This is a genomic window from Amycolatopsis sp. NPDC114503, from assembly GCF_055633655.1.
On record NZ_JBVKDT010000009.1, the window covers coordinates 139,539 to 160,970 of the forward strand.

Genomic DNA, 21,432 nt, shown 5'->3' on the forward strand with positions numbered 1-21,432 from the left:
CGGATGACCTCGGCCGCTCCCTCCAGGCACAATCCACCTGCGGGGACGGCACCGCTTCCGGCGATCAGGAGCCCAAGGCTTTCCAGGCCACGCCAGCGATCAACGCCTGTCCCTTGGCGCTCGGGTGGAAGTAATCCACAGTGGACACATCGCTCGGATCGAACCGAGCCGCGAAACCCGCACCCCCGTCGTACTGGCACTGAGCGAACTCAGCGCAAACCGCAGCAAGCCGGGCGTTGTAGTCGACGATCCGCTGCCGGAAAGCTTCCCGGCGTTGCTGATCAGCGGGGGCAGTCGAGGCCGGGTTCGCCAGCAGCGCATCGCATTCGTGGAAGGTGCCCCATTTCGCGACTGCGGATTTGTTGGTGCGCAAGACATCCCAGAGCTGGTAAATGTCCGGAATGGACACCACCTTGACCTGAGCGCCGGGCACCCCTTGCCGCAGAGTTGTCATCGCCTCCTTGAACTGGTTCGCGAACGTCTCCGTCTCAGTCCCGCCGCTGCAGGCGTCGTTGCTGCCCATCAGGACGGTGACCAGGTCGACGCGGCTGCCTTCGCCTGTCTCGGCAGATCCTTCCTCCGGGCGCCGGTCACCGCGAAGTTGTGGTTCGCGATGTCCGTGTCATCGAGTCGCCGAGCGCGGCCATCGAGGTCGGAGACTCGGTGGCACCGGCCGGTTGGCACCCGAGGACGACGGCCGTGAACGCGAGACCCTCAACGACCGCCCTACGCACTGTCGGCCCGGCTGTTGTGCGCGAAATCCGACCAGGCCGCGGCGTCCTGACGCAGATCGGGGTTCGGACCGTGGGTGCTTGGCGGTGCTCGAGGAGAGGTCAGCAGGGCAATAGAGGGTGTGCGCGCCGTCGCCAGCGGCTTTGACGGACTGGTGCGGCCCGCTCTTCTCGTAGTCGCGGGCGGCGGCCGCGATGCCAGAAGGAGCCGCCGCGGCCACCCCCGGCACCAGCGCGACGGCGACCGCCGCCGTGGTCACCGCGAGGGCCCGTGGATCAGTTGTAGAAGTGGATGTAGCGGAACGACGACGCGCTCACGTCGTGGACGAGGTAATGCCCGTCGCCGGCCCAGTTGTAGTCCTCGACGGTGACCGTCCCGCCGTGCACGCTGTCGACGATGGCGACGTGGCCGTAGGTGCCGTTGTCGGTCTGCGCGATCGACCCCGTCGTCGGGGTGTTGTCGACGCGGTATCCGTTGTTGCGGGCGTTGTCGTCCCAGTACTTCGCGTCGCCGTAGTTGTTCGCGCTTTCGCCGTGGCGGGCGATGTTGAAGGCCGCCCACGAGACGCACTCGCGGTTGTACATGTTCCAGTCGTCGACGACCGAGTCCTGGGGAACGTTGCGCCATTTCGCCGGGTAGATGTCACCGATGGCGCTCGCGGTCGACGAGGCCGGGACGGTTCCGAAGTGAGCGGCCATCGACGTCGCCTGGGCAGCAGACGCGGCAGGCGCGGCGGTGGCGGTGGCGGTGCCGGTCGCGCTGACGGCGAACGCTGCGGCGGCGGCGAGGGCGAGGACGGCACGGGAGGATCGGCGCATGGGGAGAGGCCTTTCTCTGCTTCGGGGAGTGAGTGCGCCGTGACGGTAAGTCGCTGATCAAATCCGGACTAGACCTTTGTGGACGACTGGTCCGCGGCAGACCGTCTTCCCTGGTCGGGGGCGGCTGTTCACAGAATTGGCGCTACCACTGCCATCCGGTGCCGTAAATGCCGGGACGGACGTCGCGCAACGCCAATGTCGTCGTGTGCGTGGCACCGGCGGACAGCGGATTGCCGGGATGTTCGGGACCGCCGAGTCCGCGCTGTTCGAAGGACCGGACGCGGCGCGGGACCCGGGGCCCGAAGCTCACCTGGCAGACGTACTCCGCGACCGGCCGGGTGAACCGGCGGTGGTAGTGGTCGATCGGCGAGCCCGGCGGGAACCGGATCTCGTACTCCACGATCGTCACCTCGCCGAGCGCCAGCGCCCGCTCCAGCCGGAGTTCGCCCGCGACCATGCCGGATTCCCGGTCGACGCAGACCTGGCCGACCCGCGCCGAGCGCACGTAGCGGTAGGCCGGATCGGCGGTCAGGAACGAATCGGCCTGGTAGTAGGTCATCAGCCGGTCCACGCCGTCGACGGCGGCCTCGGCGACCATCCGGACCTGCAGCGCGCGCTCGCCGCCGTGCTCGTCGAGCACCATGCGGTCGTGGATCGACCAGAACGACAGCTGCCCGTCCGGCGGCGGCTTCAGCTCGGCGGAGAACGCCCGCAGCTGCGGCCACAACCGGCGGCGTTCGATCCGGCAGGCGGGCTCGCCGAGCCAGCGCCCACGCGGCGCTTTCGGGCCGAGCCGCGAGGTGAGCGTCCCGGGTTCGAGGCTCAGCACCGCTTCCAGCTGCAGGACCGCGGCCATCGACGTCTCGCGTTCCGGTTGCGACCGTCCGCGCCGCCAGTAGGACAGCGCCGAGCGCGAGAGCCGGACCCCGCGCGCGGCGAGGTGGTGCTGGAGCCGATCGAGCGACAGCCCGGATTCCTCGATCGCGGTGTCCAGCGTGACCGCGAACGAGCCCTCGGAAGGCCGAGTCACGCCCCCAGCATGATCCCCCGCTCCACCGCTCCGGAACCCACGAAAGTCCGCATTTCCCCCGCCCGCGACGCCGATATCCGACGAACGACGCTGGTCCGGCCGCTGGGCACGCGCCACAGTGGACGACGTGCCGTCCTTCGCCAACGCACTGGACGCCGCCATCAGCGGCGCCGGACTGACCCTGGACCGGCTCCGCGAACACCTAGCCGCCCGTGGCGTGACGGTGTCGCGCAGCGCCCTGGCCTACTGGCGCACCGGACGGTCCCTGCCGGGACGCGAGGCGTCGCTGCACGCGGTCGTCGAACTCGAGCAGGTGCTCGGGCTGGGCGCGGGCGGCCTCACGTCGTTGCTCGGGCCGCAAGACCGGCAGTGCTCTCGCCCGCTGCGGACTCCCCTGCTCGAACGGCGCCGGCTGTGGCCGTCGGTGCGGCCCGGGTCGCTCGAATTCGAGCTGCCGCCGGAGGACCAGGTGCGGCTGTGGTCGGTGCACGACGAACTGGTGGTGGACGACGAACGCCAGGAACGCCTGCTCAGGGTCCGCGTGGTGGCCGAGGCGGCGGTCGACGGAGTCGTCCGGATGGCGACCTACTACCAGACCGAAGACCGCGCGCGGCAGGCTCCGCGCTTCGTCGCCGGGCACTGCTGCCGCGCGGGCCGGACGCGGGTCGACGCCGTCAGCGGGCTGCTCGTCGCCGAGGTGTTCTTCGACCGGGAACTGCGCGCCGGGGAAGTCGCGACGGCGGAATACGAATTGGTGTTTCCGCGCGGAGGTCCGGTGCGGGGATATCACCGCAGGTTCACCCGGCCCGCTCCGCTGTACACGTGCCGGGTGCAATTCGGTTCCCGTGTCCCGGAAAGCGTCCGCCGTTTCGAACAACGGGATCTTGCCGCGCCCCGCCGAAAGGTGGAAGAACTGCGCGCGACCGGGAGCGGCGCGGTGACGCTGGCGGCGCGCGAGGTCCGCGCCGGGATCGTCGGCGTCGACTGGACCTGGTAGCAATTCTGTGAACGCGGTCCGCTGACCAGGAGAAATCCGGTCGGCACCGCGTGGTTTCCACTTTTCGTGGCAGCGGGCGGAACGCAGTTCTTACCGTGCTCAGTGCTGTATTCCTCCTCACCTCCATGGAGCAGCGCATGCGAAACCCAGCCCTCCTCGTGGCCGCGTTCTTGACCACAGCGGCCCTTTCCCCACCGGCGGCCATGGCGGCACCGCCCTTGGTCCCGCTGAACGCGGCCCCCGCTGTCCCCGCCGGGGCCACCGCGGACAGCTCCGCTCTGCCCGGCCAGCTCACCGTGTCGGTCGCGCTCAAACCCCGTGACGCAGCGGGAGCCGAACGATACGTCGCCGACACGGCCAACCCGAACTCGCCGGTGTACCACCACTACCTGAGCGCCGCGGAATACACCGAGCGCTTCGGGCCTACCGCCAAAGCGGTCGACCAAGTGCGAAAGTACTTGACCGGCAAGGGATTGCGCATCGACGACGTCACCGGCAACCGGCAGGTCGTCACCGCGTCCGGCACCCCGGGCGAGGTGGAAAAAGCTTTCAGCACCCAGATTTCCGGTTTCCGTTCGGCCACCGGTGAGCGATTTTTCAACGCCACCAAGGCAACCGCGGTTCCGTCGGACCTCGCCGCCGTCGTCCGCGGGGTCACCGGCCTGACGAACCGGCGAGCCGCGCACCGGGCGAGCGCACCGGCGGGACCGTCCGGTCCGGGCGGCGGCTACACCCCGGCTCAGCTGCGCACCGCCTACAGCATGACCGGCGTCTCCGGCAGCTACGACGGTTCGGGCGAAACGGTCGGACTGATCGAATTCGACACGTTCAAGCAATCCGACATCGACGCGTGGACGCAGTATTTCAAGCAACCCGCCGTCACGCCGGAAATCGTCAAGGTCGACGGCGGGGTCGCCAATCCGGGCAGCGACCAGCTGGAGGTCACCCTCGACGTCCAGGCCGTCGCGGCGACCGCCCCGAAGGCCAAGCAGGTCGTCTACTCCGCGCCGAACTCCGACCAGGCGTGGGTGCACGAGATGGCGCAGATCGCCTCGGACAACAAGATCACCGTTCTTTCCGGTTCGTGGCTCAACGGCGAGATCTGCGAATCCAGCCCGATCGCGGCCTCGCACGATTCCTACACCCAGCTCGCCGCGCAGGGCGTCCCGATGTTCTCGGCGTCCGGCGACTGGGGCGGCACCGGCTGCGGCTACCAGGGCGACAACCAGACGATCCAGGCCGACTACCCGGCGAGCGACCCGCTGTTCACCGGCGTCGGCGGCACCCAGCTGCGGACGTCCGACAGCGCGGGCACGTGGCAGTCGGAATCGTGCTGGAACCAGGGCGGCAGCGGCAATACCCGGTCAGGGGGCGGGTATTCGAAGATCTACGACCGCCCGGACTGGCAGCCCGGCACGAACAAGTACCGCTCGGTCCCGGACGTCTCGATGGTGGCCGACTACGGCGCCGGAGCGCTTTCGGTCTCCATGAACGGCGGGTGGCTCGACGTCGGCGGCACCAGCCTGTCCTCCCCGCTCTGGGCGGGCTACGCGGCGATGCTGAACCAGAAGTCCCTCGCCGGCGGCAAATCCCGGCTCGGGCAACTCAACCCGAGCATCTACAAGATCGCCGGTTCCGCCGACTACGCCTCGACTTTCCACGACGTCACCTCGGGCGGCAACGGCACCTACAACGCCGGCACCGGCTACGACCTGTGCACCGGCTGGGGTTCCCCGAAGGCCGACGCACTGGCCGCGAAACTGACCGGCGGCGACACCCCGCCTCCGGCGCAGGACTTCACGCTGTCCGCCTCGCCTTCCTCCGGCAGCGTCGCCGCGGGCAGTTCGGCGAGCACGACCATCACCGCCAACGCCCCCTCCGCTGCTTCGCCGAGCGTCGTAGGCGGTACTCCGACCACGACAGCGGAGCACCCGTTCATCATCTCGATGCGCCGCGAAGGTTCGGCCTTCCCCGGGCAGCAGTCCTGCACCGGCACGCTGTTCGGACCGCACACGGTGCTGCTGGCCGCACACTGCCTCTTGGAGAAACCCGGCCACAAATGGTTCGTCTACGGCGATGACGACCTCACCCAAAACACCGGCACCACCGCGGAAATCGCCTCGCAGTGGGTGCATCCGAGCTACACGGACTGGAGCGCCGGCGCGGACGTCGCGGTCGTGACCCTCGACAAGGACATGCCCGTCCCCGCCGGGATCACGTACCCGAAGCTGAACACCGACCCGAGCCTCGACGCCCCCGGCACGAAGGGGATTTCGATCGGCTGGGGCGAAACCGGCGCGAACACCTACAGCAACGTCCTGCGCCAGGCCGACGTCCCGGTCGCCGACGACAGCGCCTGCAAGGGCCGGTTCACCGATCCGCAAGGGCAGGAGGAATACAAAACCCCGGCGATGCTGTGCACCGGGTACGCCGACCACCACGCGGGCGCGTGCGTCGGCGACAGCGGCGGGCCGTACCTGGTCGGCAACACGGTTGTCGGGGTGTTCTCGTGGATGTCGACCTCGTGCGACTGGTACGCCGTCTACGCCCGGGTTTCCGCCTACGCCGCGGACCTCGCCCCGCACCTGCCGGGCGGCGACAACCCGCCGCCGTCCGGCGCGATCAGCCTGACCGCCGCCGGCCTGCCCTCGGGCGCGACGGCCGCGTTCAGCCCGGCCGGCGTGGACCTCGGCGGACACTCGACGCTCACAATCGCCACAAGCGCGACCACCCCCGCCGGAACGTACGACGTCACGATCTCCGGCAAGAGCGCGAAATCGACGCAAACGACCCACTACCGGCTGACCGTCACCGGCGGACAGCCCTCGGCTCTCACGCTGGCCAACCCGGGCAACCAGAACAGCTGGACCGGCAAAGCGGTGAACCTGCCGCTGCAAGCCTCCGGGGGCGCCAGCCCGTACCGGTGGACGTCGACCGCACTCGCCCCCGGCTTGACGCTCGACCCGGCGACCGGAGTCATCTCCGGGACCCCGACCCGTGCTGACAGCAGGCAGGTGACGGTCACGGTGACCGACGCTTCCGGGAAGACCGCTACGGCGGCGTTCTTCTGGTTCGTCTTCGGCTGAGTTGCTTGCCGGGCAGACGCCGTCCTCGCACCGGGGGCGGCGTCTGCCTCGTTCAGGACCGGTGGGCCTCGAGTGCCGTTTTGGCCTGCCGCGTCCTCGACGTCCGGCCGCGGAATCGGGTCGGTCAACCACTTATCCAGGCAACCGAACTTCTGTTACCCCGGGTCAGCTAAAGCATTCCTCCGATCGCGCTGCGAAGAAAAGACCTTTCGCCGGGCCAGCGTCCGCGGCACAGTGTGCGCGCCGTCGCTCATCTCGCCGATCACCGTCCCGATGACGACGATCAGCACCCGGACCTGCTCGGTGGTCTTCCGGGCAACCGCCTCCGAGCCCGGCGAGAGAGAAACGACGGTCAGTGAACAGTTTTCGCCGCGGCGATGTACCGGCTCGACTCCGGCAGGAACGACAGGACGACCCCGACGACGCCGCACACCGCGCTGACGTACCCGATGAGCGTGCCCTGCCCGACCAGCAGCGAGGCGACCTGCAGTGCCGTCAGCACCGTCAGCACGATCCGGGCCCAGTTCCGGCCCGCGCGCAATTTGAACGCGAACAGCAGATGCAGCAACGCGAACACGAGCGCGATCACCGCACCGAACGCGACGCCGAAGGTCACCGCCTGGTCGATCTGGGCGTCGGTGAGCCGGACGCCGTTCTGCCCGTTCGCTCTGCGCATCGCGTCGGCTATCGAATCTCTCGAGAAGAACAGCAGCACCCCGCCGACGACCCCGACCAGCGTCGCGGCGATGAACGCCCAGAAAGCGCCGGTGATCGTTCCGGGCCGATCCGGCAAGCCAGCGGACTCGGCGGGCCGGTCGGAGGACGAGGAAGGGTAAGCAGGCATATCAGTCATGCGACGAAGCTGGCACAGCCCGGGCGGCAGCGCACAACGAAACGCGAGATTTTGTCCAGAACTTACGAGGTCGGACATATTCTTCGTCGTCACGCACAATTCTGGTTTAGCATCAGAATTAGCGGGTATCCATATTTGTTCGCAGCAGGAGGGATACCCGCCCTCCCGCTTGAGGGAGTGTCTCCGCGCACCTTACAGAACAGCCCGATGACGGCCACCGGCCAGTGCGCCGCAGCCGCCGCATCAGCGGAGTCACGACAGCTGTCAGCGGAATCGCCCCTCAGCAGCCGGAGCCACTGCCGCTCCGCAAGCGCCCGCGCTCCGGGAACCCGGCGTCCTTCGCCGGACAGAGGGGCTTGACCTGGCCGCTGTTATCGCTAACATTGCCATGCTCAAACCCGCGAGCCCAGGGAGGTGCGGGGATGCCCACCGACGGGTCTTCAGCCAAACGCCAGCCGGGGCTTGCCGAAGTGGCGGCGATGGCCGGCGTTTCGCACATGACGGTCTCGCGGGTCGTCAACGACACCGGGCCCGTCCGCGCGGAGACGCGGGCGCGGGTCCTCGCCGCGGTGGACCAGCTCGGGTATCGGCCCAATTCGGCGGCCAGGACGTTGGCGACCGGCAGGTCGAGCATTCTCGGCGTCGTCGCGCTGGAGTCCAATTTGTACGGTCCGGCGAGCACGCTGTACGGGATCGAGCACGCCGCCCGCGAGGAGGGCTACGGAGTCACGATCTCCAGCGTCAGCCGTCCTCGCCGGTCGTCGTTCGCGGAGGCCGTGGACAATCTGCGGCGGCAGGCGGTCGGCGGGATCGTGGTGATCGCGCCGCACGTCGCGGCGGGCGAGGCGTTGCGGCAGGTGCCCGCCGACGTGCCGATGGTCGCGGTCGGCGGCGGCGAATCGGTGCCGGTGCCGGTGATTTCGGTCGACCAGTACGACGGGGCCCGCCGGGTGACCGAGCATCTGCTGTCGCTCGGGCACGAGACGGTGTGGCACGTCGCCGGGCCCGAGGACTGGCTGGAATCGCTGGAGCGGGAACGCGGCTGGCAGGAAGCGCTCGAGCGGCGCGGCGCACGGGTGCCGCCGCCGCTGCGCGGGGACTGGAGTCCTCGTTCCGGCTACGACGCGGGGCGTCGCCTGGTCGCGGAAACCCGCCCCGACGCGGTGTTCGTCGCGAACGATCAGATGGCGCTGGGCGTGTTGCGCGCGTTCGCCGAGGCGGGGATCGCGGTGCCGGGAGAGGTTCGCGTGGCCGGTTTCGACGACGTGCCCGAGGCGGCGTACTTCAGCCCGCCGCTCACCACCGTCCGGCAGGATTTCATCGAGGTCGGGCGGCGGACCTTCCGGTTGCTCGTCGAACGCATGGAAGGCGGCGATCCCGGCATCCGCCACCTCGTCGCACCCGATCTGATCGTCCGGGACAGCACCGGACCCCGGTAAGCAGCACGGCTATATCCGGCAAGACGCAGAACCTTCGAAATGTTAGCGCTAACAGAACGCCCGGCAACCCTGTCGCGCGGCGCGGAAACCCGGAAGGACATCCCTCCAGTGCCAGCAGATTCCCTCGTCGTCGGCATCGACTTCGGCACTCTCTCCGGGCGCGCGGTCGTGGTCCGGGTGCGCGACGGCGCCGAACTGGGAAGCGCCGTGACCGAATACCGGCACGGGGTCGTCGACGACCGGCTTCCCGCCACCGCCGAGGAGTTGCCACCGGGCTGGGCGCTGCAGGTGCCGTCCGACTACGTCGACGTCTTGCGCACCGCCGTGCCCGCCGCGCTGGCCGAAGCGGGCGCCGACCCACGGGACGTGATCGGGATCGGCACGGATTTCACGGCCTGCACGATGATCCCGACCACCGGGGACGGCACCCCGCTCTCCGAACTGCCGGAGTTCGCGGGAAACCCGCACGCGTACGTGAAGCTGTGGCGCCATCACGCCGCACAACCGCAGGCCGACCGCATCAACGCGGTGGCCCGCGGGCTCGGCGAGCCGTGGCTGCCGCGCTACGGCGGGCTGATCTCGTCCGAGTGGGAGTTCGCCAAAGCGCTGCAGGTGTTCGAGGAAGCCCCCGAGGTCTACCGGGCCATGCGGCATTGGGTCGAGGCGGCGGACTGGATCGTCTGGCAGCTGACCGGCACCTACGTCCGCAATGCCTGCACGGCCGGGTACAAGGGCATCTACCAGGACGGCCGTTACCCTGACCGCGAATTCCTCGAAAGCCTCGCACCCGGCTTCGAGTCCTTTGTGGACGACAAGCTCGACCATCCGATCGGACAGCTGGGTTCGCTCGCCGGGAAGCTCAGCACGCAGGCCGCGGCTTGGACCGGGCTGCCCGCCGGGATCGCGGTCGCGGTCGGCAACGTCGACGCGCACGTCACCGCTCCCGCCGCACAGGCAGTCGAACCGGGCCAGATGGTCGCGATCATGGGCACGTCGACCTGTCACGTGATGAGCGGCGCCGACCTGCGCGAGGTCCCGGGCATGTGCGGAGTCGTCGACGGCGGCATCGTCCCCGGCCTGTGGGGCTACGAAGCGGGCCAAAGCGGGGTGGGCGACATCTTCGGCTGGTTCGTCGAACACTGCGTCCCGGCGTCCTATTCGGACACTGCACGAGCGGAAGGCTTGTCGGTGCACGAGGTGCTGACCCGGCTCGCGGCGCGGCAGGAGATCGGCGAGCACGGCCTCGTCGCGCTCGACTGGCACAGCGGCAACCGGTCGGTCCTGGTCGACCACGAGCTGTCCGGAGTGCTCGTCGGGCAGACCCTGAGCACCCGGCCCGAGCACGGCTACCGGGCGCTGCTGGAGGCCACCGCGTTCGGCACCCGCAAGATCATCGAGACGTTCGAGGCCGCCGGAGTTCCGGTCACCGAGCTGATCGTCGCGGGCGGGCTGGCCAAAAACCCGTTGCTGATGCAGATCTACGCCGATGTCACCGGACTCCCGCTCTCGCTGATCGGTTCGGCGCAAGGACCCGCGCTCGGCTCGGCGATCCACGCCGCGGTCGCCGCCGGCGCGTACCCCGACGTACGCGCGGCCGCGGCGGCGATGGGCTCGGTCCAGCGAATGGCATACCGGCCGGTGCTGGCGAATGTGTCGGCCTACGACGAGCTCTACGCGGAATACACCGCGCTGCACGACTACTTCGGCCGCGGCGGCAACGACGTGCTGCACCGTCTCGCCGCGCGCCGCCGCGAACTTGCCACTGTCGCGAAAGGACAGAACTGATGACGCTGACCGCACAGGCGCGCGGGACTATCGCGGAGCTGAGGGAATCCGTCGCGCGACTGCACAGCGAGCTGACGCGCAACGAGCTGGTGGTCTGGACCGCGGGCAACGTCTCGGCGCGGGTGCCCGGCGAGGACCTGATGGTGATCAAGCCGTCCGGGGTGTCCTACGACGATCTGACCGCCGACACCATGGTCGTCACCGACCTGCACGGCACGCTCGTGCACGGCGAACTCGCGCCGTCGTCCGACACCGCCGCGCACGCCTACGTCTACCGACACTTGCCGGAGATCGGCGGCGTCGTGCATACGCATTCGACCTACGCCACCGCGTGGGCCGCGCGAGGCGAGCCGATTCCGTGCGTGCTCACGATGATCGCCGACGAGTTCGGCGGCGAGATCCCGGTCGGCCCGTTCGCCATGATCGGCGACGACTCGATCGGCCGCGGCCTCGTGGAAACCCTCCGCGCGACCCGCTCCCCCGCCGTCCTGATGCGCAACCACGGCCCGTTCACCGTCGGCGCCACCGCCCGCGACGCGGTGAAGGCCGCGGTCATGGTCGAGGACGTGGCCCGCACCGTCCACATCGCACACCAGCTCGGCACGCCCGCCCCGCTGTCCGGAACCGACGTCGACCGGCTGCACGCGCGCTACCAGAACGTTTATGGGCAGCACTGAAATCGTGTCCCAGCAAGGAGAAAAGATGACCTCCGCGACCAAGCCGCAGGTGTGGTTCCTCACCGGCAGCCAGGCGCTTTACGGCGAGGAGACCCTCGACCAGGTCGCCGGGCAGTCGCTGCGGATCCGGCAGCTGCTGGCCGATTCCGGCGGCCTGGCGTGCGAACTGGTCGGAAAGCCGGTGCTGACCGAGTCCGCCGGGATCCGGCAGGTGCTGCAAGAGGCCAACGCCGACCCCGCCTGTGTCGGCGTGATGGCGTGGATGCACACCTTCAGCCCGGCGAAAATGTGGATCAGCGGCCTGGACGCGCTGCGCAAACCGTTGCTGCACTTGCACACCCAGCTCGACGCGTCGCTGCCGTGGGCCAGTCTCGACATGGACTACATGAACCTCAACCAGGCCGCGCACGGCGACCGGGAGTTCGGGTTCGTCCAGACCCGGCTCGGAATTCCGCGCAAAACCGTCGCCGGGCACGCGGCCGATCCGGCGGTGGTCGCCCGGATCGACGCCTGGGCGCGCGCGGCGGTCGGCGCGGCCCATCTGCGGAATTTGAAGCTGGCCCGGTTCGGCGACAACATGCGCGACGTCGCGGTCACCGAAGGCGACAAAGTCGAGGCCGAGCTGCGCTTCGGCGTCTCGGTCAACACCTATGGCGTTACTGACCTCGCCGAACGAGTCGATGCCGCGTCCACTGTGTACATCGAGAACCTGGTTTCCCAGTATGCCGACGAGTACCGCCTCGCCCCCGAATTGGCCCGCGGCGGCGAACGGCACGAAGCCCTCAGGTACGCGGCACGGATCGAGGTCGGACTGCGGTCCTTCCTGACCGACGGCGGATTCGGCGCGTTCACCACGAACTTCGAGGATCTCGGCGGACTTCGCCAACTGCCGGGCCTGGCCGTGCAACGGCTGATGGCCGACGGCTACGGCTTCGGCGGCGAAGGCGACTGGAAAACGTCCGCGCTGCTGGCCGCGATGAAGGCGATGGGCCACGGCTCGGACCGCGGAACGTCCTTTATGGAGGATTACACCTACCACTTCGGACCCGGCGAACCCAAGATCCTCGGCGCGCACATGCTCGAAGTGTGCCCCAGCATCGCCGCGGACACCCCGTCGTGCGAGATCCACCCGCTCGGCATCGGCGGCCGCGAGGATCCGGTGCGGCTGGTGTTCAACGCCGCGCCCGGCCGGGGCTCGGTGCTGGGCCTGATCGATCTCGGCGACCGGTTTCGCCTGGTGGCCAACGAGATCGAGGTCGTCCCGCCCGACGAACCGCTGCCGAACCTGCCGGTGGCGCGCGCCGTGTGGAAGCCCGCGCCGTCGCTCGCCACGTCCGCGGAATCGTGGATCACCGCGGGCGGCCCGCACCACACCGTGCTCACCCAGGCGGTCGGCACCGAGACCGTGCGGGATTTCGCCCGCATGCTCGACGTCGAACTGCTCGTCATCGACGAGAACACCACCACGTCCGATTTCGCCGACCGCATCCGCTGGAACCAGGCCTACCACCGGCTCGCCCAGGGCTTCTGAAAAAAGGAGAACGAACAATGAAGTTCACTCGAGGAATCCGCACCGCCGCCGCGGCAGCCGGGGCCGCCGTGCTCGCGTTCGGCGTGGCCGCCTGCGGGTCCAGCGCGAAAACCGCCGACCAGCAGACAGGCGGGTCCGAGGGCGCGCTGGTCGGCGTGACGATGCCGACCAAATCGTCCGAACGCTGGATCCACGACGGCGACAACATCAAGGCGGCGCTGGAAAAGCTCGGCTACAAGGTCGACCTGCAGTACGCCGAGAACGACATCCCCACCCAGGTCAACCAGATCGAGAACCAGCTGACCAAGGGCGCGAAGCTGCTGGTCGTCGCCTCGATCGACGGCACCGCGCTGACGACCCAGCTGCAGGAGGCCGCCGACCGCAAGGTCCCGGTGATCGCCTACGACCGGCTCATCCGCAACTCCCCCGCCGTCGACTACTACGCCACCTTCGACAACTTCAAGGTCGGGGTCGAACAGGCCAACTCGCTGGTCAAGGGTCTCGGCGACGGACCCGGCCCGTTCAACGTCGAACTGTTCGGCGGATCGCCCGACGACAACAACGCGACCTTCTTCTTCAACGGCGCCATGTCCGTGCTCAAACCGTTGATCGACAGCAAGAAACTGATCGTGAAGAGCGGCCAGACCGCCTTCGCCACCACCGCGATCCTGCGCTGGGACCCGGCCACCGCGCAGCGGCGCATGGAAGACCTCCTCACCAAGACCTACACCGGCGGCGCGAAGGTCCAAGGCGTGCTCTCCCCGTACGACGGCCTCTCGATCGGCATTCTGTCCGCGCTCAAGAGCAACGGCTACGGCTCGGCCGGACAGCCCTACCCGGTGGTCACCGGACAGGACGCCGAAGTCGCCTCGGTCAAGTCGATCATCGCCGGCGAGCAGTACTCCACCGTGTTCAAGGACACCCGCAAACTCGCCGACGTCACGGTGAAGATGGCCGACTCCGTCCTCAAAGGACAGAAGCCCGCGGTCAACAACACCACGGACTACGACAACGGCAAGAAAGTCGTCCCGGCCCAGCTGCTGCAGCCGGTCGTGGTGGACAAGTCCAACTACCAGAAGGAACTGCTCGACTCCGGCTACTACACGGCGGGCCAGCTGAAATGACCGAACTGCTCGGCATGCGCGGGATCACCAAGACCTTCCCCGGCGTCACCGCGCTGTCCGACGTCACGCTCTCGGTGCGGCGCGGGGAGATCCACGCCGTCTGCGGCGAAAACGGCGCCGGGAAGTCCACCCTGATGAAGATCCTGTCCGGCGTGTACCCGCACGGCAGCTACGACGGCGAAATCGTCTTCGACGGCGAGGACTGCGCATTCGGGTCCATCCGGGACAGCGAACGCCGCGGCATCGTGATCATCCACCAGGAACTCGCGCTGTGCCCGCAGCTTTCGGTCGCCGAGAACATCTTCCTCGGCAACGAGCGGGCCAAACGCGGCTGGGTCGACTGGAACCGGACCAACCACGAGGCCGCCGAACTGCTGCGCCGGGTCGGGCTGCGCGAGAACGCCGTGACGCCGGTCAGCGAGCTCGGCGTGGGCAAACAGCAACTCGTCGAAATCGCCAAAGCCCTGTCCAAGCGCGTCAAACTGCTCATCCTCGACGAGCCGACCGCCGCGCTCAACGACGACGATTCGGCGCATCTGCTCGCGTTGCTGCGCGAACTGCGCGACGACGGCGTCACCTGCGTGATCATCTCGCACAAACTCGGCGAGGTCACCGCGATCGCCGACACCGTCACGATCCTGCGCGACGGCGAGACGATCGAAACGCTCGACGCGGCCGGGCTGAGCGAGGAACGCATCATCACCGGCATGGTCGGACGCGACCTCGAACACCGTTTCCCGCCAAGGGAACCGGACATCGGCGACGAGGTGCTCCGGATCGAGGACTGGACCGTGCACAGTCCGAACCAGCCCGGCCGGATCGTGGTGGACGGGGCGAATCTGACGTTGCGCCGCGGCGAGATCGTCGGGCTCGCCGGGCTGATGGGCGCGGGCCGCACCGAACTCGCCATGAGCGTCTTCGGCCGCTCGTACGGCACGAACATCTCGGGCCGGCTGGTCAAGGACGGCAAGGAGATCACCCTCCGGTCCGTCCGCGACGCCATCCGCAACGGCCTCGCCTACGCCACCGAGGACCGGAAACTGTACGGGCTCAACCTGATCGACGACATCCAGCGCAACACCACCGCGGCCGGGCTTCCCGCGGTGGCCCGTCGCGGCTGGATCGACGAGCACGCCGAACACGACGTCGCCGCTCGCTTCCATCGAGACCTGCGGATCAAGGCGCCGTCGGTGCGCAGCGTCACCGGCAAGCTGTCCGGCGGGAACCAGCAGAAAGTCGTGCTGGCCAAATGGATCTTCACCGATCCCGACGTGCTCATCCTCGACGAGCCCACCCGCGGCATCGACGTCGGCGCGAAATACGAGATCTACACGATCGTCAACGAAATGGCCGCGCAAGGGAAAGCGGTCCTCGTCATCTCCTCCGAACTCCCCGAACTGCTCGGCCTCTGCGACCGCATCTACACCCTCGCCGCGGGCCGGATCACCGGCGAGGTCGCGCGCGCCGACGCCACCCAGGAACTGCTCATGCGACACATGACGAAGGAACGGCCATGACCACCACGAACCCGGTGCGGCCCGCCGATCCGGCCGCCCCGCCCGCCGGGCGCAGCCCCCGCCGGATCTCGATCAACCTCCGCCAAAGCGGCATCTACGTCGCCTTCGCGCTGATCGTGGTCCTGTTCGAGGCGATCACCGGCGGCGCGCTGCTCGAACCGCAGAACATCTCCAACATCATCGTGCAGAACTCCTACGTGTTGATCCTCGCCGTCGGGATGATCCTGGTGATCATCTCCGGGCACATCGACCTGTCCGCGGGCTCGGTCGTGGCGATGACCGGCGCGGTCGCCGCGGTCCTGACGGTCAACCTCGGCCTGCCCTGGCCGCTCGCCGTCGTGATCACCCTCGTCGTCGGCGCGGTGATCGGCGCCTGGCAGGGCTACTGGGTCGCCTATTTCGGCATCCCCGCGTTCATCGTGACCCTCGCCGGAATGCTCGCCTTCCGCGCGCTCACCCTCACCGTGCTCGGCAACCAGGGCATCGGCCCCTTCCCCGACGCCATCCGCACCCTGTCCAACGGCTTCACCGGCGGCTACCTCGGCAACATCGGCCTCGGCCCGCTCGGCGGCGCGGACCTGGTCAGCCTCCTCGCCGGCGTCGTCGTGGTCGCCGGAATCGTGCTCACCCAATGGCGCAAACGCACCGCACGGCTCGGCTACGGCCAGGAAGTCGACCCGTTCCCGCTGTTCGTCCTCAAGATCGCCGTCGCCGCCGTGCTCGTGCTCGCCGTCGTCGTGCAGCTGGCCCGCTTCCGCAACCTGCCCTGGGTGCTGGTCCTGCTCGCCGTGCTGGTGCTCGGCTACTCCCTGGTCGCCGGGAAATCCGTGTTCGGCAGGCACGTCTACGCGATCGGCGGGAACCTGCAGGCCGCGACCCTGTCCGGGGTCAAGGTCAAATCCGTGACGTTCTGGGTCTTCGTCAACATGGGCGTCCTCGCCGCACTGGCCGGCATCATCTTCGCCGGCCGCCTCAACCAGGCCGGCCCCACGGCGGGCGTCAACTTCGAACTCGACGCCATCGCCGCCGCGTTCATCGGCGGCGCCGCGGTCCAAGGCGGGGTCGGGAAGGTCGTCGGAGCCATCACCGGCGGCCTGATCATGGCGGTCATCAACAACGGCATGTCCCTCGTCGGAGCGCCCAGCGAACGGGTCATGCTGGTCAAAGGCGCGGTCCTGCTCGCCGCGGTCGCCTACGACATCTGGACCAAACGCCGCGCCGGAGCCGCCGCACGCTGACCTCCGGTGGGCGGCGCTCCGGTGCCGCCCACCGAGGCTCAGTGCGAAGAATTCCGCTTCCGCTGCGTCGGCTCGGCGCTGGCCCACGACTCCCGCACGTGCGCGATGTGGGTGCGCATGAGTTTTTCGACCAGTCCGGGATTCCCGCCGGAGATCGCGTCGAGGATCGCGTGGTGCTCGCGGGCGGACTCCTCGAGCTCGCCGCGTTCGGACAAGGCGGCGAGCCCGTAAAGCCGCGTATGCGCCCGCAGGTCGGCGATCAGGGAAGTCGCCCGGGCGTTCCCGGCGTAGCCCAGCAACCTGAGATGGAACGCCCGGTCCGCCTCGGTGTACGCGACCAGGTCGCCCGCGGCCGCTCCGTCCACAATGGCCTGGGCCATCGCCCGAAGTTCGGGCAGGTCGCCGTCCGGAATGTGCGCGCTGGCGCGGGCGGCCAGAGAAGGCTCGATCAACATGCGAAGCTCGGTGATCTCGTCCAGCTCGCTCTCGGCGATCTCCGTGACCCGGTAGCCCTTGTTCGGGACAGTGGCGACCAGGCCTTCGCGGACCAGGTCGAGCATCGCTTCACGCACTGGGGTGGCGGATACTCCGAAGCGTTTGGCCAGCTCCGGCGCGGAGTAGACGCTGCCGGGTTCGAGCTCCCCGGCCACGACCGCGGCGCGGAGAGCGTGCGAGACCTTCTCCCGGAGTGTCGTCTTCTCGAACTCCTGGATGTTCGCGCTCATCCGTCACTCCTCTGCTTCCCGGACGCTCATCCTAGTGAGGTTCCTCCGTCGCGAGCCGTTCCAAGGACACCGGCATCGCGATCGACCGTTTGGACATCGGCGCGAGATCGTTGACAGCCAAGCGTTTTCCCCTGTCTTGGGCGAGCTTGGCCGAGGCGAATCCGCATACGCGGCCCTGACACCAGCCCATCCCGGGCCGGGCCAAGAGCTTCGCCGTCCGTGCGTCGACGGCGCCCAGAGCCTGGCATGCGTCGCGGATGTCTTGGACGCTGACCTCTTCGCACCGGCACACCGTCGTGTCCGGCTCGAGCCAGTCCTGCCAGCCCGCGGGGAGCGGGTGCGCGCGATGCATGGCGGCCGCGAAAGCTCTCCCCCGACGCACCTGGCGCTGGAGGCGTCCAGCGCGTCGGCGGTCCACGGAGCGACCTTGGTCCATGGCCGCAGCCAGGCCCGCGATCTCGCCTTCAGCAAGCGCGAGAAGGGCCCCGCCGACTCCAGTGGCCTCGCCCGCGACGTAGACACCGGCGGCATCGGTGCGTTGCCAGGCGTCGACCACAGCGACCAGCGATTCGTCCAGATCGACACGGGTCGCGGCGCCCGCGGCGAGGATCAGCTCGAGAGACGGCGTGAACCCCCATCCCAGGGCGACCAGGTCGATCCCGTCGAGCGTTTCGCCGCTGCCGGTCAGGTTTCCGGCGCGGTCGGCCTTGCGAAGCCGCACGGAGTCGACGTTCTCTCCGCCTTCGATGGCAGCCACGATTGTGCGTGCCCGGAAGGGAATGCGGTGCCGCACGAACGCAGCGGCGTACGACACGGCTTCGCCCATTTTGGACGGAACAGCCATCGCGCCGAGCGGCGTCCGCATCCAGCCCGTGATGCTGTTCGCGTCGCAGACAGCGACGACCTCCGCACCTGCTTCCGCGAGCTGGCGGGCCACCGGAAGCAGGAAGGGCCCGGTGCCCGCGACGACGGCTCGCCGGCCGGGCAGGACGCCGTGGGCCTTCACCAGGGCTTGGACTCCGCCGGCCGCCATCACCCCGGGGAGGTCCCATCCCGGGATCGGCAGCTGGCGGTCGTAGGCGCCCGGACACAGGATCAGGGAACGTGCGCGAAGGACAGGCGGGGCCGCGGTTCGCACGCTTTCGTGAGCCGGTGCCAGATGAAGGCTGTGGTCTCCGCCCGGACCAGCTGGTTCCAGAAGCCACACCTGGTGTTCCGGGTAGTGGTCGACGTCGATCAGGCGTCGGCGCAGCGACTCGAGTGTCGCGCCGTGCTGTTCGGGTGCCTTGGCTCCTTCCGCGTGATCGCTCGGCCTGCGCCAGTACTGGCCGCCGATCTGGGACGAGGCGTCGACGAGTGCCACGCGCAGGCCGTTCCCGGACGCTGCCGCCGCGGCCGCGAGACCGCTGGGGCCGCCGCCGACCACGACCACGTCGTACCTACTCATCGGAGTCGCTCCGAACGACCATGCCGTCCCGGACGGGAACCAGGCAGGCTCGCTGGTCGGGCACGTCGTCCACGGTGATCAGGCAGTCGAAGCAGACGCCGATCCCGCAGAACAGGCCCCGTGGCCGGCCCGCGCGGCGAGTCGTACGCCAGGAACGCACCCCGGCATCGGTGAGCGCCGCGCCGACGCTCTGTCCGGGCGAAGCGGCGAGAGGCCGGCCGTCGAAGGTCAGCGTCACGGTGGTGGTCACGAAGCCTCCAGCACGGCGAATCGTTCGGGCGCGAAGGGCGAAATGTCGATGTCGGTCGCCTCCCCGCGAAGCGATTGGACGAGGATCTTCGCCGTTCCGGCGGAAAGGCCGATGCCGGCGCCCTCGTGGCCCGCCGCGTGCCAAAGACCTGGCGCCCGAGGGTCCGGCCCGATGACCGGCAGGTGATCGGGACAATACGGACGGAACCCCAGGTAGCTGCGCATCACCTTGGTCCGGCTCAGCGACGGATAGAGCACGAGCGCCTTCGCGGCGATCTCCCGGAGTGCCCGCGGCGACACGGAACGGTCGAAACCGACCCGCTCGCGCGAGGAGCCGATGAGTACCGTTCCCGCCTGAGTTCCCTCGACGACCGTTGACGTTTGGAGCCCTTCGTCGGAGCTTTGGGTGCTGGCAACGTATTCCCCGGCGTACACCTTGTGGAAGACGGTCGGCGGCAGAGGTTGCGTGACGAGAATGAAGCCACGGCGCGGCAGAATGGGAACCTCCACACCGGCGAGCGCGGCGACCTCGCCCGCCCAGGTTCCCGCGGCGTTGACGACGCATCCGCCGTACCGGTCTCCGCGATCGGTTTTGACACCGAGAATCCGGTCGCCGTCTCGGAGAAAGCCGACGACTCGCGTGCCGGTGCGGACCTCGGCCCCGCGTTCGCGCGCCATTCGGAGCAGGTGAGCCGCCACCAGCATCGGTTGCACCTGACAGTCCTGGGGATAAAACGCGGCTCCGGAAAGATCGCGGGTCAACTGCGGCTCGTAGTCGGGAATCGCTTCCGGGGCAAGGTCAAGCACTTCGACCCCCGCGCTCCGTTGCCGCTCGGCGAGCCGGGCCAGCCCAGCGGCGGAGTCCACTGTGGACGAAACGACCAAGCCGCCCTTCTGCTCGAATTCCCAGAGCGAGCCGTGTTCGCCAAGCTCCTCACGCCAGGCAGCCAGCGACAAGAGCGCGAGATCGAGTTCAGGACCGGCTTCTTTGTCCGAGACCAGCAGATTCCCTTCGCAGCTGCTGGTCGTGCCGCTGGCCACCTGCCCTTGTTCGACGACTTCGACGGAAAGGCCCGCACGGGTCGCGAACCAAGCCGTGGCGGCGCCGAGCGCGCCGGCACCGATGACCAGGACGTCGGGCGTGGTCACAGCTCGAACCCGGCGGGGAACGGATCGGTCGGGTCGAGCATGTATTGCGCGGTGCCGGTGATCCAGGCGCGTCCGGTGATTGTCGGTACGACAGCCGGTATTCCGCCGACTTGTGTTTCCTCGACAAGCCTTCCGGTGAAAGCGGTGCCGATGTAGGACTCGTTGACGAAATCGGCGCCGAGCGCCAGTTCTCCGCGTGCGTGAAGCTGGGCCATCCGGGCGCTCGTCCCGGTGCCGCAGGGCGAACGGTCGAACCACCCGGGGTGAATAGCCATCGCGTGCCGGGAGTGTTTCGCGTCGGAGCCGGGAGCTTTGAGGTAAACGTGGTGGCATCCGGAGATGTCGGGGCGCTCGGGATGCCGAGGAACGGCGTGTTCGTTGATCGCGTTCATGATCTTCAGACCGGCGTCGAGCAGTTCGTTCTTGGCTTTCCGGTCAAAGGGAAGGCCTAAATCGTCGAGGTCGACGATGGCGTAGAAGTTCCCGCCGAACGCGAGGTCGTACCGCACGTCCCCGAAACCGGGAACCGCGACGCTCGCGTCCAGAGCCAGGGAAAATGACGGCACGTTGCGGATCGTGACCGACGTGGCTTTCCCGTCCGTGACAGCGACCTCGGCGACGACCAGACCGGCAGGCGTTTCCAGCCGAACGGTCGTCACGGGCTCGACGACGGGGACCATCCCGGTTTCGACCAGGACCGTCGCGGTCCCGATCGTGCCGTGCCCGCACATCGGAAGCAGGCCCGAGACCTCGATGAAGAGCACGCCGTAGTCGGCGTCCGGTCGCGTCGGCGGCTGCAGGATGCTCCCGCTCATCGCGGAATGCCCGCGCGGCTCGCACATGAGGAAGGTGCGCAGGTCGTCCGCGTTCTCCTGGAACCACACCCGGCGTTCGGCCATGCTCGCGCCGGGGAACACGCCGGTCCCGCCGGTCACGACGCGGGTCGGCATTCCTTCGGTGTGGGAATCGACCGCGTGGATGATCCGGGTCGTCCTCATCGGTTCTCGCTTCCTGTGCGAAGTTCTTGCGGCAGCG

General features: G+C 68.7%; 18 protein-coding genes. 9 read left to right on the plus strand and 9 right to left on the minus strand.

Annotated features, from left to right (window positions below; genetic code table 11):
• Positions 1-64: 64 nt before the first annotated feature.
• The 3 genes from ACZ7OI_RS34030 to ACZ7OI_RS34040 all read right to left on the minus strand — a co-directional run bounded on the left by ACZ7OI_RS34030 (position 65) and on the right by ACZ7OI_RS34040 (position 2,580).
• Positions 65-538, minus strand: a complete 474-nt coding sequence (locus ACZ7OI_RS34030; RefSeq protein WP_470268367.1) for a GDSL-type esterase/lipase family protein — start codon at positions 536-538, stop codon at positions 65-67.
• Positions 539-1,007: 469 nt separating this feature from the next.
• On the minus strand, positions 1,008-1,550 hold the full coding sequence (locus ACZ7OI_RS34035; protein ID WP_470268195.1) for a CHAP domain-containing protein: 543 nt from the start codon (positions 1,548-1,550) through the stop codon (positions 1,008-1,010).
• A gap of 142 nt (positions 1,551-1,692) precedes the next feature.
• Positions 1,693-2,580 carry an XRE family transcriptional regulator gene (locus tag ACZ7OI_RS34040; protein ID WP_470268196.1) on the minus strand — a complete coding sequence of 296 codons (888 nt, stop codon included), beginning with the start codon at positions 2,578-2,580 and terminating at the stop codon, positions 1,693-1,695.
• Positions 2,581-2,707: 127 nt separating this feature from the next.
• Between ACZ7OI_RS34040 and ACZ7OI_RS34045 the strand changes: the two genes are divergently transcribed.
• Both ACZ7OI_RS34045 and ACZ7OI_RS34050 read left to right on the plus strand, forming a co-directional pair.
• Positions 2,708-3,577 carry an XRE family transcriptional regulator gene (locus ACZ7OI_RS34045; protein WP_470268197.1) on the plus strand — a complete coding sequence of 290 codons (870 nt, stop codon included), beginning with the start codon at positions 2,708-2,710 and terminating at the stop codon, positions 3,575-3,577.
• 137 nt (positions 3,578-3,714) lie between these two features.
• Entirely contained in the window at positions 3,715-6,663 is a 2,949-nt protein-coding gene (locus ACZ7OI_RS34050; protein ID WP_470268198.1) for a trypsin-like serine protease, read from the plus strand.
• A gap of 352 nt (positions 6,664-7,015) precedes the next feature.
• Here the strand turns inward: ACZ7OI_RS34050 and ACZ7OI_RS34055 are convergent, their stop codons facing one another.
• The gene (locus tag ACZ7OI_RS34055; protein ID WP_470268199.1) at positions 7,016-7,507 is read right to left on the minus strand and encodes a hypothetical protein; all 492 of its coding nucleotides are present in this window, start codon (positions 7,505-7,507) and stop codon (positions 7,016-7,018) included.
• A gap of 431 nt (positions 7,508-7,938) precedes the next feature.
• Here ACZ7OI_RS34055 and ACZ7OI_RS34060 point away from each other — a divergent pair, with 431 nt between their 5' ends.
• The 7 genes from ACZ7OI_RS34060 to mmsB all read left to right on the plus strand — a co-directional run bounded on the left by ACZ7OI_RS34060 (position 7,939) and on the right by mmsB (position 16,827).
• Positions 7,939-8,955: a LacI family DNA-binding transcriptional regulator gene (locus tag ACZ7OI_RS34060; RefSeq protein ID WP_470268200.1), complete on the plus strand. Its 1,017-nt coding sequence runs from the start codon at positions 7,939-7,941 to the stop codon at positions 8,953-8,955.
• A gap of 108 nt (positions 8,956-9,063) precedes the next feature.
• Positions 9,064-10,740 (plus strand): ribulokinase, encoded by a 1,677-nt coding sequence (gene araB / locus ACZ7OI_RS34065; protein ID WP_470268201.1) that lies wholly within the window; start codon positions 9,064-9,066, stop codon positions 10,738-10,740.
• Positions 10,740-11,417: an L-ribulose-5-phosphate 4-epimerase gene (locus ACZ7OI_RS34070; RefSeq protein ID WP_470268202.1), complete on the plus strand. Its 678-nt coding sequence runs from the start codon at positions 10,740-10,742 to the stop codon at positions 11,415-11,417. Before araB ends, ACZ7OI_RS34070 begins: the two co-directional genes overlap by 1 nt.
• 25 nt (positions 11,418-11,442) lie before the next feature.
• Positions 11,443-12,948, plus strand: coding sequence for an L-arabinose isomerase (gene araA / locus ACZ7OI_RS34075; RefSeq protein ID WP_470268203.1), 1,506 nt, complete (start codon positions 11,443-11,445; stop codon positions 12,946-12,948).
• Positions 12,949-12,965: 17 nt separating this feature from the next.
• A complete protein-coding gene (gene chvE / locus ACZ7OI_RS34080; protein ID WP_470268204.1) occupies positions 12,966-14,072 on the plus strand; it encodes a multiple monosaccharide ABC transporter substrate-binding protein in 1,107 nt (368 codons plus the stop codon).
• Positions 14,069-15,589: a multiple monosaccharide ABC transporter ATP-binding protein gene (gene mmsA, locus ACZ7OI_RS34085; protein ID WP_470268205.1), complete on the plus strand. Its 1,521-nt coding sequence runs from the start codon at positions 14,069-14,071 to the stop codon at positions 15,587-15,589. The genes chvE and mmsA overlap by 4 nt, the downstream gene beginning before the upstream one ends.
• Positions 15,586-16,827: a multiple monosaccharide ABC transporter permease gene (gene mmsB, locus ACZ7OI_RS34090; protein ID WP_470268206.1), complete on the plus strand. Its 1,242-nt coding sequence runs from the start codon at positions 15,586-15,588 to the stop codon at positions 16,825-16,827. Before mmsA ends, mmsB begins: the two co-directional genes overlap by 4 nt.
• 38 nt (positions 16,828-16,865) lie before the next feature.
• On the opposite strand, the gene ACZ7OI_RS34095 is transcribed toward mmsB, so the two are convergent.
• Genes ACZ7OI_RS34095 through ACZ7OI_RS34115 form a run of 5 tightly spaced genes read right to left on the minus strand, consistent with a single transcriptional unit; the run spans position 16,866 to position 21,395 of the window.
• Complete coding sequence (locus ACZ7OI_RS34095; RefSeq protein ID WP_470268207.1) at positions 16,866-17,552, minus strand: GntR family transcriptional regulator; 687 nt, start codon at positions 17,550-17,552, stop codon at positions 16,866-16,868.
• A gap of 31 nt (positions 17,553-17,583) precedes the next feature.
• Positions 17,584-18,999: an FAD/NAD(P)-dependent oxidoreductase gene (locus ACZ7OI_RS34100; protein WP_470268208.1), complete on the minus strand. Its 1,416-nt coding sequence runs from the start codon at positions 18,997-18,999 to the stop codon at positions 17,584-17,586.
• Entirely contained in the window at positions 18,992-19,249 is a 258-nt protein-coding gene (locus tag ACZ7OI_RS34105; protein WP_470268209.1) for a (2Fe-2S)-binding protein, read from the minus strand. Before ACZ7OI_RS34105 ends, ACZ7OI_RS34100 begins: the two co-directional genes overlap by 8 nt.
• Positions 19,246-20,397, minus strand: a complete 1,152-nt coding sequence (locus ACZ7OI_RS34110) for an NAD(P)/FAD-dependent oxidoreductase (RefSeq protein ID WP_470268210.1) — start codon at positions 20,395-20,397, stop codon at positions 19,246-19,248. Before ACZ7OI_RS34110 ends, ACZ7OI_RS34105 begins: the two co-directional genes overlap by 4 nt.
• Complete coding sequence (locus ACZ7OI_RS34115; protein WP_470268211.1) at positions 20,394-21,395, minus strand: proline racemase family protein; 1,002 nt, start codon at positions 21,393-21,395, stop codon at positions 20,394-20,396. Before ACZ7OI_RS34115 ends, ACZ7OI_RS34110 begins: the two co-directional genes overlap by 4 nt.
• Positions 21,396-21,432 lie beyond the last annotated feature (37 nt).